The sequence below is a fragment of the Halomonas jincaotanensis genome, from assembly GCF_018448785.1.
Classification (GTDB): Bacteria; Pseudomonadota; Gammaproteobacteria; order Pseudomonadales; family Halomonadaceae; genus Halomonas; species Halomonas jincaotanensis.
Map to the genome: position 1 here is coordinate 1 of NZ_JAHCLU010000022.1, position 16,239 is coordinate 16,239.

Sequence of the window (16,239 nt, forward strand, 5' to 3'; positions counted from 1 at the left end):
CGACATCAATGCAGCCAGGAATATCCGAACCGCCGGGCTGGCGGGGTTAGCCTGTGGAGCGACTGGAGCGGGGGCAGCGGCCTAGCTGTTGTCTAGTGAAAGCGTGTCGAAGCAGGAAGGTTCTGGGGGTGACCTTAGAACCCTCGCCCAACGCGCGAAGCGCGGCGGGCGAGGAGTGTCAGATTTGTCGTTCTTTTCATCCTTCATCGCCTCATCACCCAGGAGACTCAGTGGCCATACCCGTCGTCGACCCTGACCGCTATGAGCAGCAGCTTGCGGCCAAGCGTCAGTACATCGAGCAAGCGTTCGCGCGCTTTTCGCCGCCCACACTGGAGGTCTTTGCCTCGCCACCGAGTCACTTCAGGCAACGCTGTGAGTTTCGCATCTGGCATGAAGGCGATGATCTCTTCTATGCGATGTTCGAGAGAGACGACGAGACGCCCGACAAGAAGCGCGTGGTGCGTCTCGATGAGTATCCTGTCGCCAGCCAGCGAATCAACGCGCTGATGTCACGCCTACTGGACGCCATTCGCGAAAATCCCCACTTGCGACACAAGCTCTTCCAGGTGGAGTTCCTCACCACCCTGTCGGGCGAGGCGCTAATCACGCTGATCTACCATCGCCCGCTCGACGAGGCCTGGGAGGCCGAGGCGTACCGTCTGCAAGACAGCCTGAGCGTGATGATCATCGGGCGAGCGCGCAAGCAGCGGCGGGTCCTCGCGCGGGACCATGTCTGGGAGCGCCTCGAGTTGGAAGGCCGCGCGTTTCTCTATCAGCAGGTCGAGAACAGCTTCACCCAGCCCAATGCCGAGGTCTGTCGTTCGATGCTGCGCTGGGCAAGGGAGGCGACGCGCCACAGCCAATCGGGAGATCTCGTCGAGCTCTACTGCGGGAATGGCAACTTCACCGTAGCACTCGCCGAGAACTTTCGACGCGTGCTGGCCACGGAGATATCCCGGACCGCTGTCGCGAGTGCGCAGCGCAATCTCGAGGCCAACGGCATCGAGAATGCCGTCATCGGCCGAATGTCGGCTGAAGAATTCTCTTCGGCCCTGAATGGCGAGAAGGGCGGGCGGCGAGTCACGGCGTGGGCATTGGATGACTACGACTTCACCACCGTGCTGGTCGACCCGCCTCGGGCGGGTCTGGACGAGGCGAGCTGCCGTCAGCTCAGCGACTATCCGAAAATCGTCTATATTTCATGCAACCCAGAAACATTGGCGGATAATCTGGCGCGACTGACCGAGACGCACGACGTGACACGTTTTGCACTCTTCGACCAGTTTCCCTGGACTGACCACTGTGAATGCGGTGTCGTGCTGGATCGACGATATTGACAAAGATGAATAAGAGCTGGTCAGACCTCGAACCCTTGTCAAGCGTCGATGCGTATCTAACATGTTCCATGTGCAAGTCGGCAATCCGCTAGGGTCGAGCGAGACACACGCGTAAGCTGAAGCCACTACGGCTTATTTAGCCGTTGTATCGAATTCTCCCGGTCGCCATTGCGACCGCCGGTAGCCGAGGTGATGGATGCAGCCTGTTGCGAACGAAGACGCCAGAAAGGATTTTCTCAAGCAGCTTGCCGAGCGGTTGGCCAGTCGGCTCGACAAGGCCAAGGCCAAGGAAGTGGATGCTTTCGCCCGCTATTTTTATTCTAACGTCCCCCTCGACGACCTGGCGGATCGGCGGCTAGACGACATCTATGGTGCCACGCTTTCCGTCTGGCATTTCATTCAGCAGTTTGATCCTGCCGAACCCAAGGTGCGTGTCTTCAATCCCGATTTCGAGGAGCATGGCTGGCAGTCGACGCATACCTTCGTCGCGTTACTCCATGAGGATATGCCATTTCTGGTCGACTCGGTACGCATTGAGCTCAACCGGCGCGGCATCACCGTTCATGCCATTCATAATGCGGTACTGGAAACCAAGCGTGATGCTCGGCACCGCCTCGAACTGGTGGCCCCACCCGGCGAGACGGCATCGGCAAAGGCAAACGAGTCACTGATCGCTATCGAGATCGATCGTCACTCGGATCCCGCGGTACTCGAGGACATTCAGCGGAGCCTGCTGGAGGTTCTGGTCGAAGTCAGCACCGCCGTGGCGGATTTCGGCCCGATGCGCCAACGCGTCGACCAGGCCTTGGCGGAGGTCAGAGCCAACTGTCCGCCGCAGATCGATCCCGAGGATCATCAAGAAGCGTTGGCCTTCCTTGAATGGCTGCTCCACGATAATTTTACCTTCCTCGGCTACGACGCCTATGAGGTGTCTGAAGGTGAACAAAATGCCCGTCTTGAGCTGGCCGAGGGCAGCGAGCTGGGCGTCTTTCGTCTTGACCTGCCGCGTTATCGTGAGCGTATCCGTACTGATCTGGGCGTCGACGGTGATCACTACGTATTGGTGCCGCAGCTGCTGTCGTTCGCCAAGAGCGCCCACCACGCCCGGGTACATCGGCCGACATACCCGGATTATATCTCCATCGATCGTTACGATGAACAGGGGCGCGTGATCGGCGAACACCGTTTTCTGGGCCTGTTTACCGCGACGGTCTATAACGAGTCGCCGCGCAATATTCCGATTCTGCGCCGCAAGCTCACGTCCGTCATGGAGATCGCCGGTTTCGATCCGAAGGGACATAACGGCAAGCAATTGCTGCAGATCCTTGAGGTCTACCCACGCGACGACCTCTTCCAGATCGATATCGAAGAATTGACCCAAACGGCATTAGGCATTCTCGACATTCGCGAGCGCCGTCGCGTGCGGCTGTTCATTCGCGAGGATCGTTTCGGTCGCTTTTATTCCTGCCTGGTCTATGTACCGCGAGACGTGTTTTCGACCGACCTGCGCCTGCGTATCCAGGAACTGCTCTGCGAGGAGCTCGACGCCACCTTCGGCGACTTCAATACCTACCTGTCGGAATCGGTGTTGGCGCGGATCCAGTTCATTATGCGCTTCAAGGACGGCCAGCCGGGCAACTACGATATCAAGCGACTGGAAGCCAAGATCTCACAACTGGCCCGCAACTGGCGCGATGACCTGCAGGCCGCCGGCATCGAGGGATTCGGCGAGGAACAGGCCAATCTCCTGATGGATCGCTTTCGTGACGGCTTTCCTGTCAGCTATCGCGACGACTTTAGTGCGCGTACCGCGGTTTACGACCTGCAGCACATCAGTGAACTGGATCAAGGCGCACCACTGGCGCTGTCCCTGTATCGGCTGGTCGAGGAAGAGGGAAGTGGGGTCAATCTCAAGCTCTTCCATCAGGATTATCCCATCCCGCTATCCGACGTGCTGCCGATGATGGAAAACCTGGGGTTGAGGGTCATCGGGGAGCGGCCGTATGAAATCCAGGCCACGGATGCCAACTATTGGATTCATGACTTCGACCTGGAGCATCACACCAGTACCGAGGTCAATCTTCAGGAGATGCGCGAGAGCTTTGTCGAGGCCTTTCAGCGCATCTGGATCGGGGAAGCCGAGAACGATGCGTTCAACCGATTGATCATCGGGGCCAATCTCGATTGGCGGGAAGTGGCCATGCTGCGCGCCTATGCCCGCTACCTTAAGCAGATCCGTTTCGGTGTGTCCCAGGAGTACATGGCGGCCACGCTGACCAATCATCCCGAGATCACCCGTGAGCTGGTGGCCCTGTTCGAGTTGCGTTTTCATCCCGACCAGCGACCCGGGGACACCCAGATCGACGCATGCCTGGGCCGTATCAACGGCCTTCTCGATGCAGTGGCCAGTCTCAATGACGACCAGTTGCTGCGTCGCTACGTCGAGCTTATTCAGGCCACGCTGCGTACGAACTACTACCAGCTCAGCGAGGAGGGACGCCACAAGGATTACATTGCCCTCAAGCTAGATCCGTCGCACGTCACCGGCATGCCCAGGCCTCGGCCCATGTTCGAGATCTTCGTCTGCTCACCCCGTGTAGAGGGGGTGCACCTGCGTGGCGGTAAGGTGGCCCGTGGCGGGCTGCGCTGGTCGGATCGCCAGGAGGATTTCCGCACCGAGGTGCTGGGGCTGGTCAAGGCGCAGCAGGTCAAGAATGCGGTCATCGTGCCGGTAGGTGCCAAGGGCGGCTTCATCTGCAAGCGCATGCCGGAGGGCGCCGATCGTGAAACGATGCAGCGCGAAGGTATCGCCTGCTACAAGACCTTCATTCGTGCCCTGCTGGACGTGACCGACAATCTCAAGGGTGGTGACGTGGTGCCACCGCAAAGCGTGGTACGCCACGATGACGATGATACCTATCTCGTGGTGGCGGCCGACAAGGGCACTGCCACCTTCTCGGATATCGCCAACGAGATTTCCCTCGAGTACGGGCACTGGCTGGGCGACGCCTTCGCTTCCGGTGGCGCAAACGGCTATGACCACAAGAAGATGGGGATCACCGCCAAGGGAGCGTGGGAGTCGGTCAAGCGCCACTTCCTCGGCCTGGAGCTCAATACCCAGGTGGATGAGTTCAGCGTGGTCGGTATCGGCGACATGGCGGGCGATGTGTTCGGCAACGGGATGCTGCTCTCAGAAACGATCTGTCTCGTCGGTGCCTTCAACCACCTGCATATCTTTGTCGATCCCACACCGGATGCGGCGTCGAGCTTCGCCGAACGCAGTCGATTGTTTGCGATGCCGCGCTCGAGCTGGGAGGACTACGATACCGGCCTGATCTCGGAAGGTGGCGGTATCTTCAAGCGCAGTGCCAAATCGATTCCGATCTCGAAAGCGATGAAGCAGGTCTTCGCCATCAAGGAGGACAAGCTGTCTCCCAATGAGCTGATCCGCGCCATGCTCAAGGCCAACGTGGATCTGCTCTGGAACGGCGGCATCGGCACCTACGTCAAGAGCAGTGAAGAGTCCGACGCCGAGGTCGGCGACAAGGCCAACGATGCCTTGCGCATCGATGGGCGCGACCTGAACTGCCGCGTGATCGGCGAGGGTGGCAACCTTGGGCTGACCCAGCGCGGGCGCATGGAGGCGGCCACCAAGGGCGTGCGCGTTTATACCGACTTCATCGACAACGCCGGTGGGGTCAACTGCTCGGATCATGAGGTCAATATCAAGATCCTGCTCGATGAAGTGGTCGAGAGCGGCGACATGACGGGCAAGCAGCGCAACCAGTTGCTTGCCGAGATGACCGAAGAAGTCGCCGACCTGGTGATTCTCGACAATTATCGTCAGACCCAGGCGCTGGATCTTGCCGAGCAGCTGTCGCGTCAGGGTATCGGCCCCTTCCGTCGCTTCATCAGCGAGCTCGAGGCGGCGGGGCAGATCGATCGCGAACTGGAATTCCTGCCCTCGGACGAGACGCTGCTCGAGCGTGTCGCCAACGAACAGGGCATGCTGCTGCCCGAGCTTTCGGTTCTGATCTCCTATGCCAAGAGCACGCTCAAGGGTGACCTTATTGTCTCTGATGTGCCCGATGATCCGGTCATCACCCGTTATGTCGAGCGCATATTCCCCGATGCCCTGGTGGAACGCTTCCATGACCGGATGTATGCGCATCGTCTGAAGCGCGAGATCGTCGCCACCCAGGTAGCCAATGACCTGGTCGACCACATGGGGATCGTGTTCACGCGGCGGCTGATGGACTCCACGGGCGCCGGTCGGGCCGACATCGCCAGGGCTTATGTTGTCGCGCGAGAAAGCTACCAGTTGGCGAGTCTCTGGGAACAGATTGAGGCGCTGGACAACCAGGTTCCCAGCAGGGTGCAGTCGACCATGATGCTGGATCTGATGCGCATGATCCGCCGGGTCACTCGCTGGTTTCTCCGCCATCGCACCGGCATGAGCACTGAGGATGCTATCGCCTATTTCGCACCGCGTCTGGTTCAGCTGCAGGAAAATATTGGCAAACGGCTGCGCGGTGAAGAGTATGAAACCTGGCGTGCGCGGTACGATAACTTCATCGCGGCAGGGGTGCCCGAGACGTTGGCTACCACGGTAGCGGCTTCCGCCAGCCTCTACGCCGGCCTGGGCATCATCCAGGCGGCCCGCCAGACCGACCAGAAGCCGCAGAAGGTCGCCGAGGTCTTCTACGAAATCGGTGATCGCCTCGAGCTGCCCTGGATGATTCAGCAGGTCACCGACCTCAAGGTGCGTGACAGCTGGCAGGCTCAAGCCCGGGAAAGCTTTCGCGACGACATCGATCGTCAGCAACTGGCGCTGACGGTGAGCGTGCTGAAGATGGAAGGCGCGCCTAGCGAGGCGGTTGAGCGAGTGGACCAATGGCTACAGTTGCATGCCGCCATGCATGAGCGCTGGTGCCGGCTGATCGCCGAGGTGGGAAGAACCGGCAGCCAGGGTGGCTTCCCGCTGTTCGCCGTGGCCGTGCGCGAGCTGGTCGACCTGGCGGAAAGTAGCCAGGAGAACTGAGATATTCCTCCTCGCTGGGAGATGGTGCTTGCCTTAATCTTGAACCCCGCCAATCGGCGGGGTTCAAGGTTTTTCAGTGGGTAAGTCGCGCCAAGGCGTCTAGAGCAGGAAGAGGGTAGCCAGACCGAGAAACGCCATGAAGCCCACCACGTCGGTGACGGTGGTCAGCACCACGGATCCGGACAAGGCGGGGTCGATGCCCATGCGCTTGAGCAGCAACGGGATCGCGATGCCCGCTATCCCCGCAGCCAGCATGTTGATCACCAGGGCAATGGCGATGATGACCCCGATGCCGATGCTCTTGAACCACAGGACGGACAGCAGGGCGACCACCAGTGCCCAACCGACGCCATTGAGGGCGGCGATACCGATTTCCTTGCGCATCAGCCACTGGCTATTGGTGCGGCTGATCTGACCCAGCGCCATGCCGCGTATGGCCAGGGTGAGCGTCTGGCTACCGGCAATACCGCCCATGCTCGCCACGATGGGCATTAGCACGGCAAGGGCAACGATCTGATCCAGGGCGGCCTCGAAGCGGCCGATCACCCCCGCGGCCAGGAAGGCGGTGATCAAGTTGATGCCGAGCCAAACCGCCCGTCGCCGGGCGCTGGGCAGCACCGGAGCGAACAGGTCCTCCTCCTCGTCGAGGCCGGCCATGTTCATAAGCGCCTGTTCGGAATTGTCGCGAATGACGTCAACGATATCCTCGATGACGATGCGCCCCAGCAGCCTGCCCTCGTCGTCGACCACCGGGGCTGAGGCGAGATCGTGGGTCTGGAAGAGCGTCGCCACGTCGCGCGACTTCATGTCCATGGAGATGAAGTCCACTTCGGTCTGCATGAGGTCCGCCACAGCCTTTTCGGGATCGTGTGAGACCAGGCGTGCCAGGGGCAGGGTGCCAACCAGCAGTCCATTACGATCTACGACCATCAGCGCATCGGTATTGTCGGGTACCGTTTCCTTCCAGCGCAAAAAGCGGTTCACCGTCTCCAGGCTGACGTCGGCACGCACCCCGATGGAGTCGGTGCGCATCAAGCGCCCCGCACTGTCTTCCTCGAAGGCGAGGGTTTCCTGCAGGCGCTGGCGCTGCTGCTCATCCATGGAACGCAGCATGTCCTCGGCGACCAGCTGTGGCAGGTCCTCGAAGAGTTCGGCCAGATCAGTAGTGTCCAGGCCGGTCGCCGCGGCGACGATCTCGGCATGATCCATGTCATCGAGCAGGGTGCTGCGCACCTCGTCATGGACATGCAACAGAACTTCGCCATCGACTTCTGCCGGTACCCGTTCCCACAGGCGGATGCGATCGGCGGGCGGCAGTGATTCGAGCAGTAGCGCAATCTCGGCCGGCTCGAGGTCGGCGACGACCTCATCGACCTGCTCGGTCTGATCCTTGACCAAGGCGGCATGAATACCGGAAAGGCGATGTTCCAGCGTCTCGGTGGTGTCGTTCATATCGCCTCCATGGCGCTGAAAAATAGGTGGGTAAACATCACGCTGACATTAGGGTGGTGAAATATGACCCAGGAATATGACGCTTGAATAAAGGGCAGTCGTGAAAAGCTCAGCCTGTGTTGTCGACAAGTAGAGCATAAAAACCGTGTAGGGCAGCACATGCAATGATCACGATGCGTGATGGCATGGCGGCCGCGCTGCTATACTCCGGCCTCGCCGTCTGCTGTCGCCGTTCGTTTCCGCGTCTCGGGAGATATCATGTATTCGCTCGTCCGCTCCTTCCTGTTTCGCCTCGATGCCGAGACGGCGCATGGCCTGACGCTATCGACACTCGACATGGTGGAACGACTGGGGCTCTCACGACGGCTCGCCGGCACGGCGGTCGAAGACCCGGCGACGCTGATGGGGCTACGGTTCCCCAACCGGGTTGGTCTAGCGGCCGGACTCGACAAGAATGCCGATCATCTGGACGCGCTGGGTGCCCTGGGCTTCGGTTTTGTTGAAGTCGGCACCGTGACGCCCCGACCTCAGGGGGGCAGCCCGCGGCCACGGTTATTCCGATTGCCCGAGCAGGGGGCCATCATCAATCGCATGGGCTTCAACAATGCCGGTGTCGACCACCTGGTGGCGCGAGTGAAGGCCAGCCGTTTCACGGGCGTGGTTGGCATCAACATCGGCAAGAATCTCACCACTCCGGTCGAGCAGGCTGTCGACGACTACCTGATCTGTCTGCGCAAGGTACACGCCAGCGCCGACTACATCGCCGTGAATATCTCGTCACCCAACACGCCTGGCCTTCGCAACCTGCAGTTCGGCGAGCACTTGGATGTGCTTCTCGGAACGCTGCGCAGTGAGGCTGATCGACTCGACCGTGACGCCGGTCGCCGGGTGCCGCTGGCAGTGAAGATCGCCCCGGATATGACCGGTGATGAGGCCGCCATGGTCGCTCGCTCGCTACACCAGCACGGCATCGATGCGGTGATCGCCACCAACACGACCGTAACACGGCACTCGGTGGCAAGCCTGCCCCATGCCGAGGAGACCGGGGGGCTGTCGGGCCGACCCCTGCTCGAGATGTCTAACATCATGATCCGCGAGCTGCGCCGCCTGCTCCCCGACATGCCGATCATCGGAGTGGGAGGGGTCGACAGCGGCGAGGCCGCCGTCGACAAGCTCACTGCCGGCGCCGATCTGGTGCAGCTCTATACGGGTCTCATCTATCGCGGACCGGGCCTGGTAAATGAATGTGCCCACGCCTTGGCGGATACCGTTGCCGTTCGCGTGGATCGCAATGAGGCACAAAAAAGCCCGTGAAGGTTCACGGGCTCTATAGCTTGGCGGTCGCAATTCTCGCCATTGTTGCGGTAAAACGGGACAGACTAAAAAGAGTTATATCACCATGGGGTTCTTGTGGATGCCCGAGACTCCCGTCATCCCGGACCATTGGTCTCCACGACCTTCACGCCAACCGCTCATCCAGTATTCGCGAAGATTGATTTCCTGACTGGGGCAGTCATCCCTGGAGCGGCCGGAGACGCCCGCCTTGTAGCCGTGAACATAGGCACGCTGGAAGCGATCACGTTTCTGTCGTTTCATTGGACTACCTCTTGATAAGGTACCGAACCGGGAAACTCGCCATGCCATGCCGCCATGACAAAGAATCCACTTCAAGCTCGGGCTTTTCGACTATCCGTTGCCGAGACTCGATTGCCATGCTGAGGAAAAACCCGATGGCAAGAAACGCATGCGTTTTTCATTTGCTAGCACATTAGTGATAGCCCATCACGCTCGGCTTTGTCGACTGATGTTTTGTAACACTCCGTTCACCCGGTCGTCTTTAAGTCGACTTAATTGATCACCCTGTCGATGGTCCCATTCATGAATGAAGTACAACCGCCTGACATGCAGGAATTTGTTGCCACTTGCCCTAAAGGGATCGAGTTACTGTTAGCGGAGGAACTCGCGACGCTGGGAGGAGAGCCCGGCAAGACGACAGTGGCCGGCGTGCATGTGCGGGCCAGCCTCGAGACCGCTTATCGGTTTTGTCTGTGGTCACGGCTGGCCAATCGCATCGTGCTGTGCCTAGGGCGCGAGGAGGGAATCGAGACCGCCGACCAACTGCATGTGGCTACCGCCGCCATCGATTGGCGAAGCCACTTGAATCCCGGTGACACGCTGGCAGTGGATTTCCATGGGCGCAGCGAATCGATCCGCCATACGCGCTTCGCGGCCCAGACGGTCAAGGATGGGGTGGTCGAGCGACTGGTGGCGGAGGGACGCGAGCGACCCGATGTCGATCTTCAGCGTCCCGATCTGCGCCTCTATGCCAATCTGCATCGCGGTCGCCTGACCCTGGGGGTGGATTTCAGCGGGGACAGCCTGCATCGGCGTGGCTATCGACGCGACGTCGGCCATGCACCGCTCAAGGAAAACCTGGCGGCGGCGCTGCTGGTACGTGCCGGATGGCCGGCCCTGGCGAAACGGGGGACCCCGCTGGTGGATCCCTTGTGCGGCGCTGGCACCCTGTTGATCGAAGCGGCGATGATGGCGGCGGACATGGCGCCCAATCTGGCGCGTCAGCGCTTCGGTTTCCACGGTTGGGCCGGTCACCGTGATGCGGTGTGGCAAGAGGTCAGGCGCGAGGCCGAGGCGCGGGCGAGCATCGGACGCAAGCGCTGCAAGGCCCGGTTGTTCGGTTTCGACGAGAGCCCCCCGGCGCTTGCCGCGGCGCGTGCCAATGCCATGCGGGCGGGGATTCCGGCGTTGATCGAACTTCGCGGCGCCGGGTTGGGGGAGCTCGTCGATCCCCAAGACAAGCCGCAGGACTTGCCCGAAACGCCCCGTGGGCTGCTGATCACCAACCCGCCCTATGGCGAACGGCTTGGTGAGCTGCCGGCGCTGGTGCGACTCTACGGGCAGCTGGGAGATCGGGTGAAAGCAGCCTTTCCGGGCTGGCAACTGGCTGTATTCACCGCCAACCCGGACCTGGGGCATCGTATCGGATTACGCGCCCATAAATACTATTCGCTGAAAAACGGCCCGCTGGATGCCCGGCTGCTGCTGATGGAGGTTCCCGCGCATGAGGGTATGGAAGCGGTGGCAGAGACTGCGCCGGTTCGCTCGGAGGGCGCGCAGATGTTTGCCAATCGTCTGATCAAGAACCGCAAGCGGTTACGCAAGTGGCTCAAACAGTCCGGCGAGCGCTGCTACCGGCTCTATGATGCCGACATGCCCGAGTATGCATTGGCCATCGATGTCTACGGTGACCGGGTGCATGTGCAGGAATATGCGCCGCCGAAAACCATCGAGCCTGCCCAGGCCCAGAAGCGGCTGTTCGATGCCCTGTCGGTGATCCCCGAGGTACTCGATATCGCGCCGGACAACCTGGTGGTCAAGCGGCGCGAGCGCCAGAGTGGCAAGGCGCAATACCGCAAACATGCCGCTAGTGGCGAGCGTTTCGAAGTCAGAGAGGGGCGGGCCCGGCTCTGGGTCAATCTACGCGACTATCTCGACACTGGCCTGTTCCTCGATCATCGTCCGGTGCGTCGTATGCTCGGTGACATGGCCGCGGGCAAGCGTTTTTTGAACCTGTTCTGTTATACCGGCGCCGCGACCGTACATGCCGCCCTGGGGCCAGAGCCGCGCGATGGCAGTGACCTGCAGGGCGCGCACGAGAGCGTCAGCGTCGACCTGTCCAACACCTATCTGGACTGGGCGCGCGATAACTTCGCACTCAACGGGCTCGACCCGAGTCGTCACCGCGTGGTGCGTGACGACTGCCTGCGCTGGCTGGAAACCGCCGGGACCGAGTTCGACTTGATCTTCCTCGACCCTCCGACGTTCTCCAATTCCAAGAAGATGGCGGATACCCTTGATGTGCAGCGCGATCACGGTCGCCTGGTGCACCTGGCCATGGCACGCCTCGCACCGGGCGGAACGCTGGTATTCTCCAACAATCAACGGCGCTTCCAGCTGGACCCCGAGCTGACGGGGCACTACGACGTGGAAGATATCTCGGCGAAGACCTTCGATCCGGATTTTCAGCGCCGTCCGGGCCTGCATCACTGCTTCTTGATCCGCCACCGGGTGCCAACATGATCCGTCTCAGGCTCTACACTACGCTTGGCTGCTATCTCTGCGAGCAGCTCGAGGCGTTTTTGATAACCTTGGCGGCCGGCGAGATTGAGCTGGAACGCGTGGAAATCAGCACCGATGATGCCCTGATCGAGCGCTACGGCGTGCGTATTCCGGTGCTGGCCGATGACGCTGGGGAAGAGCTGGATCGCGGCTTCGAGGCCGAGCGACTGGCGGCCTGGCTGGCTGAGCGGGGTTGGCTGTGCGAGGCGAGCTGGTCGCGCTTTCAGCGTGATGCCGAGCCAGACCCGCCAGCCCCCAGAGTGGCCTTTATGCGTAGTGGGCGACGTTATCTTGGCGGCTAGCGGGGCCGACTTGCGATTACAACGCGTCGAGCAATGAAAGCTGGCTGACAGCGTCGCGCCCCTGCGCACTGTCGTCATCGGTCTCGAGGACCTTGCGAAAGCCACGGGACGTCAGAATGGTGGTTTCATCGGCCAGCCACAACAAGGCGTGGTCCCGGTCGTCGGCGAGTCGGTGCTGGAGGCCGCCGTACTGAGTGCCGATCTGCCCCCAGGCACGACTGAATATCCAGTCGCCGAACATGTCCTGATGGACATGCACCAGCACGTAGTCATGGTCGGTTTCCCAGCGGACGATCACGGTAGCTCCCGGCGGTAGAGGGCGCCGCTATCTCGCGGTGCCAGGGTGGTCAAGGCGGTGTGGTTAATAGCGGTATTGTAAGGGCTTGGGCACACTGAACAAGCGAGATGATACCGAAGGTCAGGAGTTTGATCATGAGAATCGTCGTCGATGCCAACGTGCCGGCTGCCGAAGCCTGTTTCGGGGCATTAGGTGAGGTAGTGCGGCTGCCGGGACGCGAAATCGACGCGGCGGCGTTGCGTGAAGCCGATGCGCTGGTGGTGCGCTCCATCACCCGCGTTGACAACGCGATGATCGATGCGGCGCTACAGGGCGGGTCACGTCTGAGTTTCGTCGGTAGCTGCACCATCGGCACCGATCATATTGATCTTCAGGCCTTGTCTGACCATGGCATCGCCTTTGTCAGCGCCCCGGGCTGCAATGCCGAGGCAGTGGTCGATTACGTGCTTGGCAGCCTGTTGACCCTGGCCGAGCGACAGGGCTGGCAGCTGGCCAGCCGGCGCGTGGGGATCGTCGGCGTCGGAAATGTCGGGGGTCGCCTGCTCGGTCGGCTCACCGCCATGGGCATCGACTGTTTAGCCTGCGATCCGCCACGCGTGGAAAGGCAGAGCGACGAGAGCGACGAGCAGGAAAGCACGGCCGGCTTCGTGGACCTCGATACCCTGATCGACGCCTGCGATGTGCTTTGCCTACATACCCCACTGGTGCGCCGCGGGCCTCACGCTACCTATCGTCTGCTCGACGCACAACGCATTGCGGCGCTGGCGCCGGGCACGGTGCTGCTCAATGCCGGGCGGGGAGACTGTGTCGACGCGGCGGCCCTGCGTCAGCGGCTCACCGGCCAAGCCGATCTCACCGCGGTGCTGGATGTCTGGGAGACGGAACCCGCGATCGATGCGGCACTGGCGGATCTCGCCGCCATCGCCACCCCGCATGTAGCGGGCTATAGCCTGGACGGCAAGCTTCGGGGCACCCATCAGGTCTACCACTCGCTTTGCCGTCATCTCGGCCTGCCGAAGCGTCTGGCCCTTGAGGACCTGCTTCCCCCGGCGCCCGTGGCGCGCTTGACGCTCAACGATGGGCTCGCGGCAGAGGAGGCCCTGAGGCTTTGCCTGCGCACGGTTTACGACGTGCGCCGCGATCATGACAGCCTGCGGCGTGCGTCACGGCGACAGGGCATGTCACAGGGCTTCGACGCTTGTCGGGCCGGCTATCCGCTGCGTCGCGAGGCCGCCACCCTGGATGTCGAACTTGGCGCCCAAGCGGGCCACCTGGCACCGCTGTTGCGCGGTGCCGGCTTTCGTGTGGTGAATTAGGTTTCTGTCGTGTGAAATGCCAAGGGCCCGCCATTGGCGGGCCCTTGCATGGCGTAGAGCGGCTTATTGCCGATACGCGGCCTCCTTGAGTGCCCGGATACGGTCATCCAGCGGCGGGTGGCTGGCGAAGACACGCTCCATAATCTTGCGGGTCTGGCCGGTGGTAATGGCGAAGGCCGTCAGGGTGTCCGGCATCTGGTCGGGCATCTGGGTTTCGGCCTTGAGGCGTGCCAGGGCGTTGATCATGGCGCCCGAACCGGCAAGCTGTGCCCCCGCGCTGTCCGCACGGTATTCGCGGAAGCGCGAGAACCAGGCAACGATCATCGAGGCGATCAGCCCGAACACGATCTCGGCAACGATGACCACCGCGAAATACCCCATGAAACCAAGCCCGCCCCCGTCGTCACGACGCAGGAAGCTGTCGACGAGCTGGGCCACTATCCTGGCGAAGAACATCACGAAGGTATTGAGAACGCCCTGGATTAGCGCCAGGGTCACCATGTCGCCGTTGGCGACGTGGCCGATCTCGTGCGCCAGCACCGCGCGCACTTCTTCGGGGCGCATGCGGTTGAGCAGGCCGGCCGATACCGCTACCAGCGCATCGTCCTTGTTCCAGCCGGTGGCGAAGGCGTTGGACTGCTGGGCAGGGAAAATGCCCACCTCGGGGGTCTTGATGCCGGCCTCGCGAGCGAGTTCGGCGACGGTGTCCACCAGCCACTTCTCGGTGGCATTGCTGGGTTGTTCGATCACTACGGTGCCGGTACTGCGCTTGGCCATCCACTTGGAAATAAACAGCGACACCATCGAGCCGGCCATGCCGAAGATGAAGCAGAAGATCAGCAACCCGGTCATGTTCATGCCGTTGGCTTCGAGGTAGGACTCCACCCCCAGCAGGCGTAGGGTAATGCTGGCAACGATGATTACGGCCAGGTTGGTGCCCAGGAAGAGCAGGATTCTCATCATGCGGCGATATCTCCATCAAGCGATTGGCAGAGCCGACCCTCGCGGCTCGTCGGCATACAAGTCGTGGCTTAGATACGGCCGGCGCGCTCAGGTTTCAAGTGGCTGTTGGTATTATTGCGTGCTACTGACGATAGCGCGAAAGGAAGCGCGCGAAGCGCTCCAGCGCATCGTCCAACTGGTCGGCCCAGGGGAGCGTCACGATGCGCACGTGGTCGGGCTCCGGCCAGTTGAAGGCCGTGCCCTGCACCAGCAGGATCTTTTCCTGCAGGAGCAGATCGAGCACCAGTTGCTGGTCGTCATGGATGTTGAACACTTTCGGGTCGAGCCGCGGGAAGGCGTAGAGCGCCCCCTTGGGTTTGACGCAGCTGACGCCGGGAATGGCGTTGAGCTTTTCGTAGGTAATGTCGCGCTGGGCGAGCAGCCGCCCGCCGGGCAGGATCAGGTCATTGACCGACTGATAACCGCCCAGCGCGGTCTGGATGGCGTGCTGGGCCGGTACGTTGGCACACAAGCGCATCGAGGCCAGCATATTGATGCCCTGGATGAAATCGCTTGCCCGCTGCTTGGCCAGGTGCCCCGACAGGATCATCCAGCCGGAGCGAAAGCCGGCACAGCGGTAACTCTTCGATAGCCCGTTCATGGTCACCACCAACTGGTCCTCGCCGGCCAGCGCGCCGGTGGAGACATGCCTGACTCCATCGTAGAGAATCTTGTCGTAGATCTCGTCGGAGAACACCACCAGGTCATGCGCATGGGCGATTTCGAGCAGTTCGCGAACCACGGTCGGTGGATAAACGGCCCCGGTAGGATTGTTGGGGTTGATGATGACGATGGCCCGGGTGTGACTGGTGATCTTGGCGCGAATATCGGCCATGTCCGGCGCCCAGTCGGCCTGCTCGTCACAGAGGTAATGAACGGGACGCCCACCCGAGAGGTTGGCGGCGGCCGTCCAGAGTGGATAGTCCGGGGCGGGGATCAGCACCTCGTCACCGTCATTGAGCAGTGCCTGCATGGCCATCACGATCAGCTCCGAGACGCCGTTGCCGATATAGATGTCCTCGATGCCGACGCCGGGAATCTCCTTGCGCTGACATTCCTGCATTACGGCCTTGCGCGCCGAATAGAGCCCCTTGGAATCGCAGTAGCCCTGAGCGGTGGGCAGATTGCGCATCACGTCCTGCAGGATCTCTTCCGGGGCCTCGAAGCCGAAGGGGGCGGGGTTGCCGATGTTCAGCTTGAGAATACGCTGCCCCTCTTCTTCCAGGCGCTTGGCATGGTCGAGCACCGGCCCGCGGATGTCATAGCAGACGTTATGCAGCTTGTGAGATTTTCGGATCGGGTGGGTGTCCATGGGCTTCCAGTCTTCAGTGGTCGTGCGGGCTTGGTCGCGGGC

Annotated in this window: 11 protein-coding genes; 6 read left to right on the forward strand and 5 right to left on the reverse strand. The window is 61.4% G+C overall.

Annotation, left to right across the window (positions count from 1 at the left end; all coding sequences use genetic code 11):
* Positions 1-230: 230 nt before the first annotated feature.
* Entirely contained in the window at positions 231-1,337 is a 1,107-nt protein-coding gene (gene trmA, locus KG088_RS16470; RefSeq protein ID WP_213827247.1) for a tRNA (uridine(54)-C5)-methyltransferase TrmA, read from the forward strand.
* 196 nt (positions 1,338-1,533) lie between these two features.
* Positions 1,534-6,378 carry an NAD-glutamate dehydrogenase gene (locus KG088_RS16475; protein ID WP_213827249.1) on the forward strand — a complete coding sequence of 1,615 codons (4,845 nt, stop codon included), beginning with the start codon at positions 1,534-1,536 and terminating at the stop codon, positions 6,376-6,378.
* Positions 6,379-6,477: 99 nt separating this feature from the next.
* Here the strand turns inward: KG088_RS16475 and mgtE are convergent, their stop codons facing one another.
* Positions 6,478-7,830, reverse strand: a complete 1,353-nt coding sequence (gene mgtE, locus KG088_RS16480) for a magnesium transporter (RefSeq protein ID WP_213827251.1) — start codon at positions 7,828-7,830, stop codon at positions 6,478-6,480.
* A gap of 258 nt (positions 7,831-8,088) precedes the next feature.
* On the opposite strand from mgtE, the gene KG088_RS16485 reads away from it, so the two are divergent.
* Positions 8,089-9,144: a quinone-dependent dihydroorotate dehydrogenase gene (locus KG088_RS16485; RefSeq protein WP_213827253.1), complete on the forward strand. Its 1,056-nt coding sequence runs from the start codon at positions 8,089-8,091 to the stop codon at positions 9,142-9,144.
* Between the two features lie 75 nt (positions 9,145-9,219).
* Here the strand turns inward: KG088_RS16485 and rmf are convergent, their stop codons facing one another.
* On the reverse strand, positions 9,220-9,426 hold the full coding sequence (gene rmf, locus KG088_RS16490; protein ID WP_213827255.1) for a ribosome modulation factor: 207 nt from the start codon (positions 9,424-9,426) through the stop codon (positions 9,220-9,222).
* A 282-nt stretch (positions 9,427-9,708) separates the two neighbouring features.
* Between rmf and rlmKL the strand changes: the two genes are divergently transcribed.
* Together rlmKL and KG088_RS16500 are read left to right on the forward strand one after the other, a co-directional pair.
* Entirely contained in the window at positions 9,709-11,928 is a 2,220-nt protein-coding gene (rlmKL, locus tag KG088_RS16495) for a bifunctional 23S rRNA (guanine(2069)-N(7))-methyltransferase RlmK/23S rRNA (guanine(2445)-N(2))-methyltransferase RlmL (protein WP_213827257.1), read from the forward strand.
* Positions 11,925-12,269 carry a glutaredoxin family protein gene (locus tag KG088_RS16500; RefSeq protein WP_213827259.1) on the forward strand — a complete coding sequence of 115 codons (345 nt, stop codon included), beginning with the start codon at positions 11,925-11,927 and terminating at the stop codon, positions 12,267-12,269. The genes rlmKL and KG088_RS16500 overlap by 4 nt, the downstream gene beginning before the upstream one ends.
* Positions 12,270-12,285: 16 nt before the next feature.
* Here the strand turns inward: KG088_RS16500 and KG088_RS16505 are convergent, their stop codons facing one another.
* Positions 12,286-12,567: a hypothetical protein gene (locus tag KG088_RS16505; RefSeq protein WP_213827261.1), complete on the reverse strand. Its 282-nt coding sequence runs from the start codon at positions 12,565-12,567 to the stop codon at positions 12,286-12,288.
* Between the two features lie 134 nt (positions 12,568-12,701).
* Here KG088_RS16505 and pdxB point away from each other — a divergent pair, with 134 nt between their 5' ends.
* Complete coding sequence (gene pdxB, locus KG088_RS16510) at positions 12,702-13,883, forward strand: 4-phosphoerythronate dehydrogenase PdxB (protein WP_213827263.1); 1,182 nt, start codon at positions 12,702-12,704, stop codon at positions 13,881-13,883.
* 63 nt (positions 13,884-13,946) lie between these two features.
* Here pdxB and htpX read toward each other — a convergent pair whose 3' ends face one another.
* Together htpX and KG088_RS16520 are read right to left on the reverse strand one after the other, a co-directional pair.
* Entirely contained in the window at positions 13,947-14,846 is a 900-nt protein-coding gene (gene htpX, locus KG088_RS16515; protein WP_213827265.1) for a protease HtpX, read from the reverse strand.
* A 121-nt stretch (positions 14,847-14,967) separates the two neighbouring features.
* Complete coding sequence (locus tag KG088_RS16520; RefSeq protein ID WP_213827267.1) at positions 14,968-16,197, reverse strand: pyridoxal phosphate-dependent aminotransferase; 1,230 nt, start codon at positions 16,195-16,197, stop codon at positions 14,968-14,970.
* Positions 16,198-16,239: the final 42 nt, after the last annotated feature.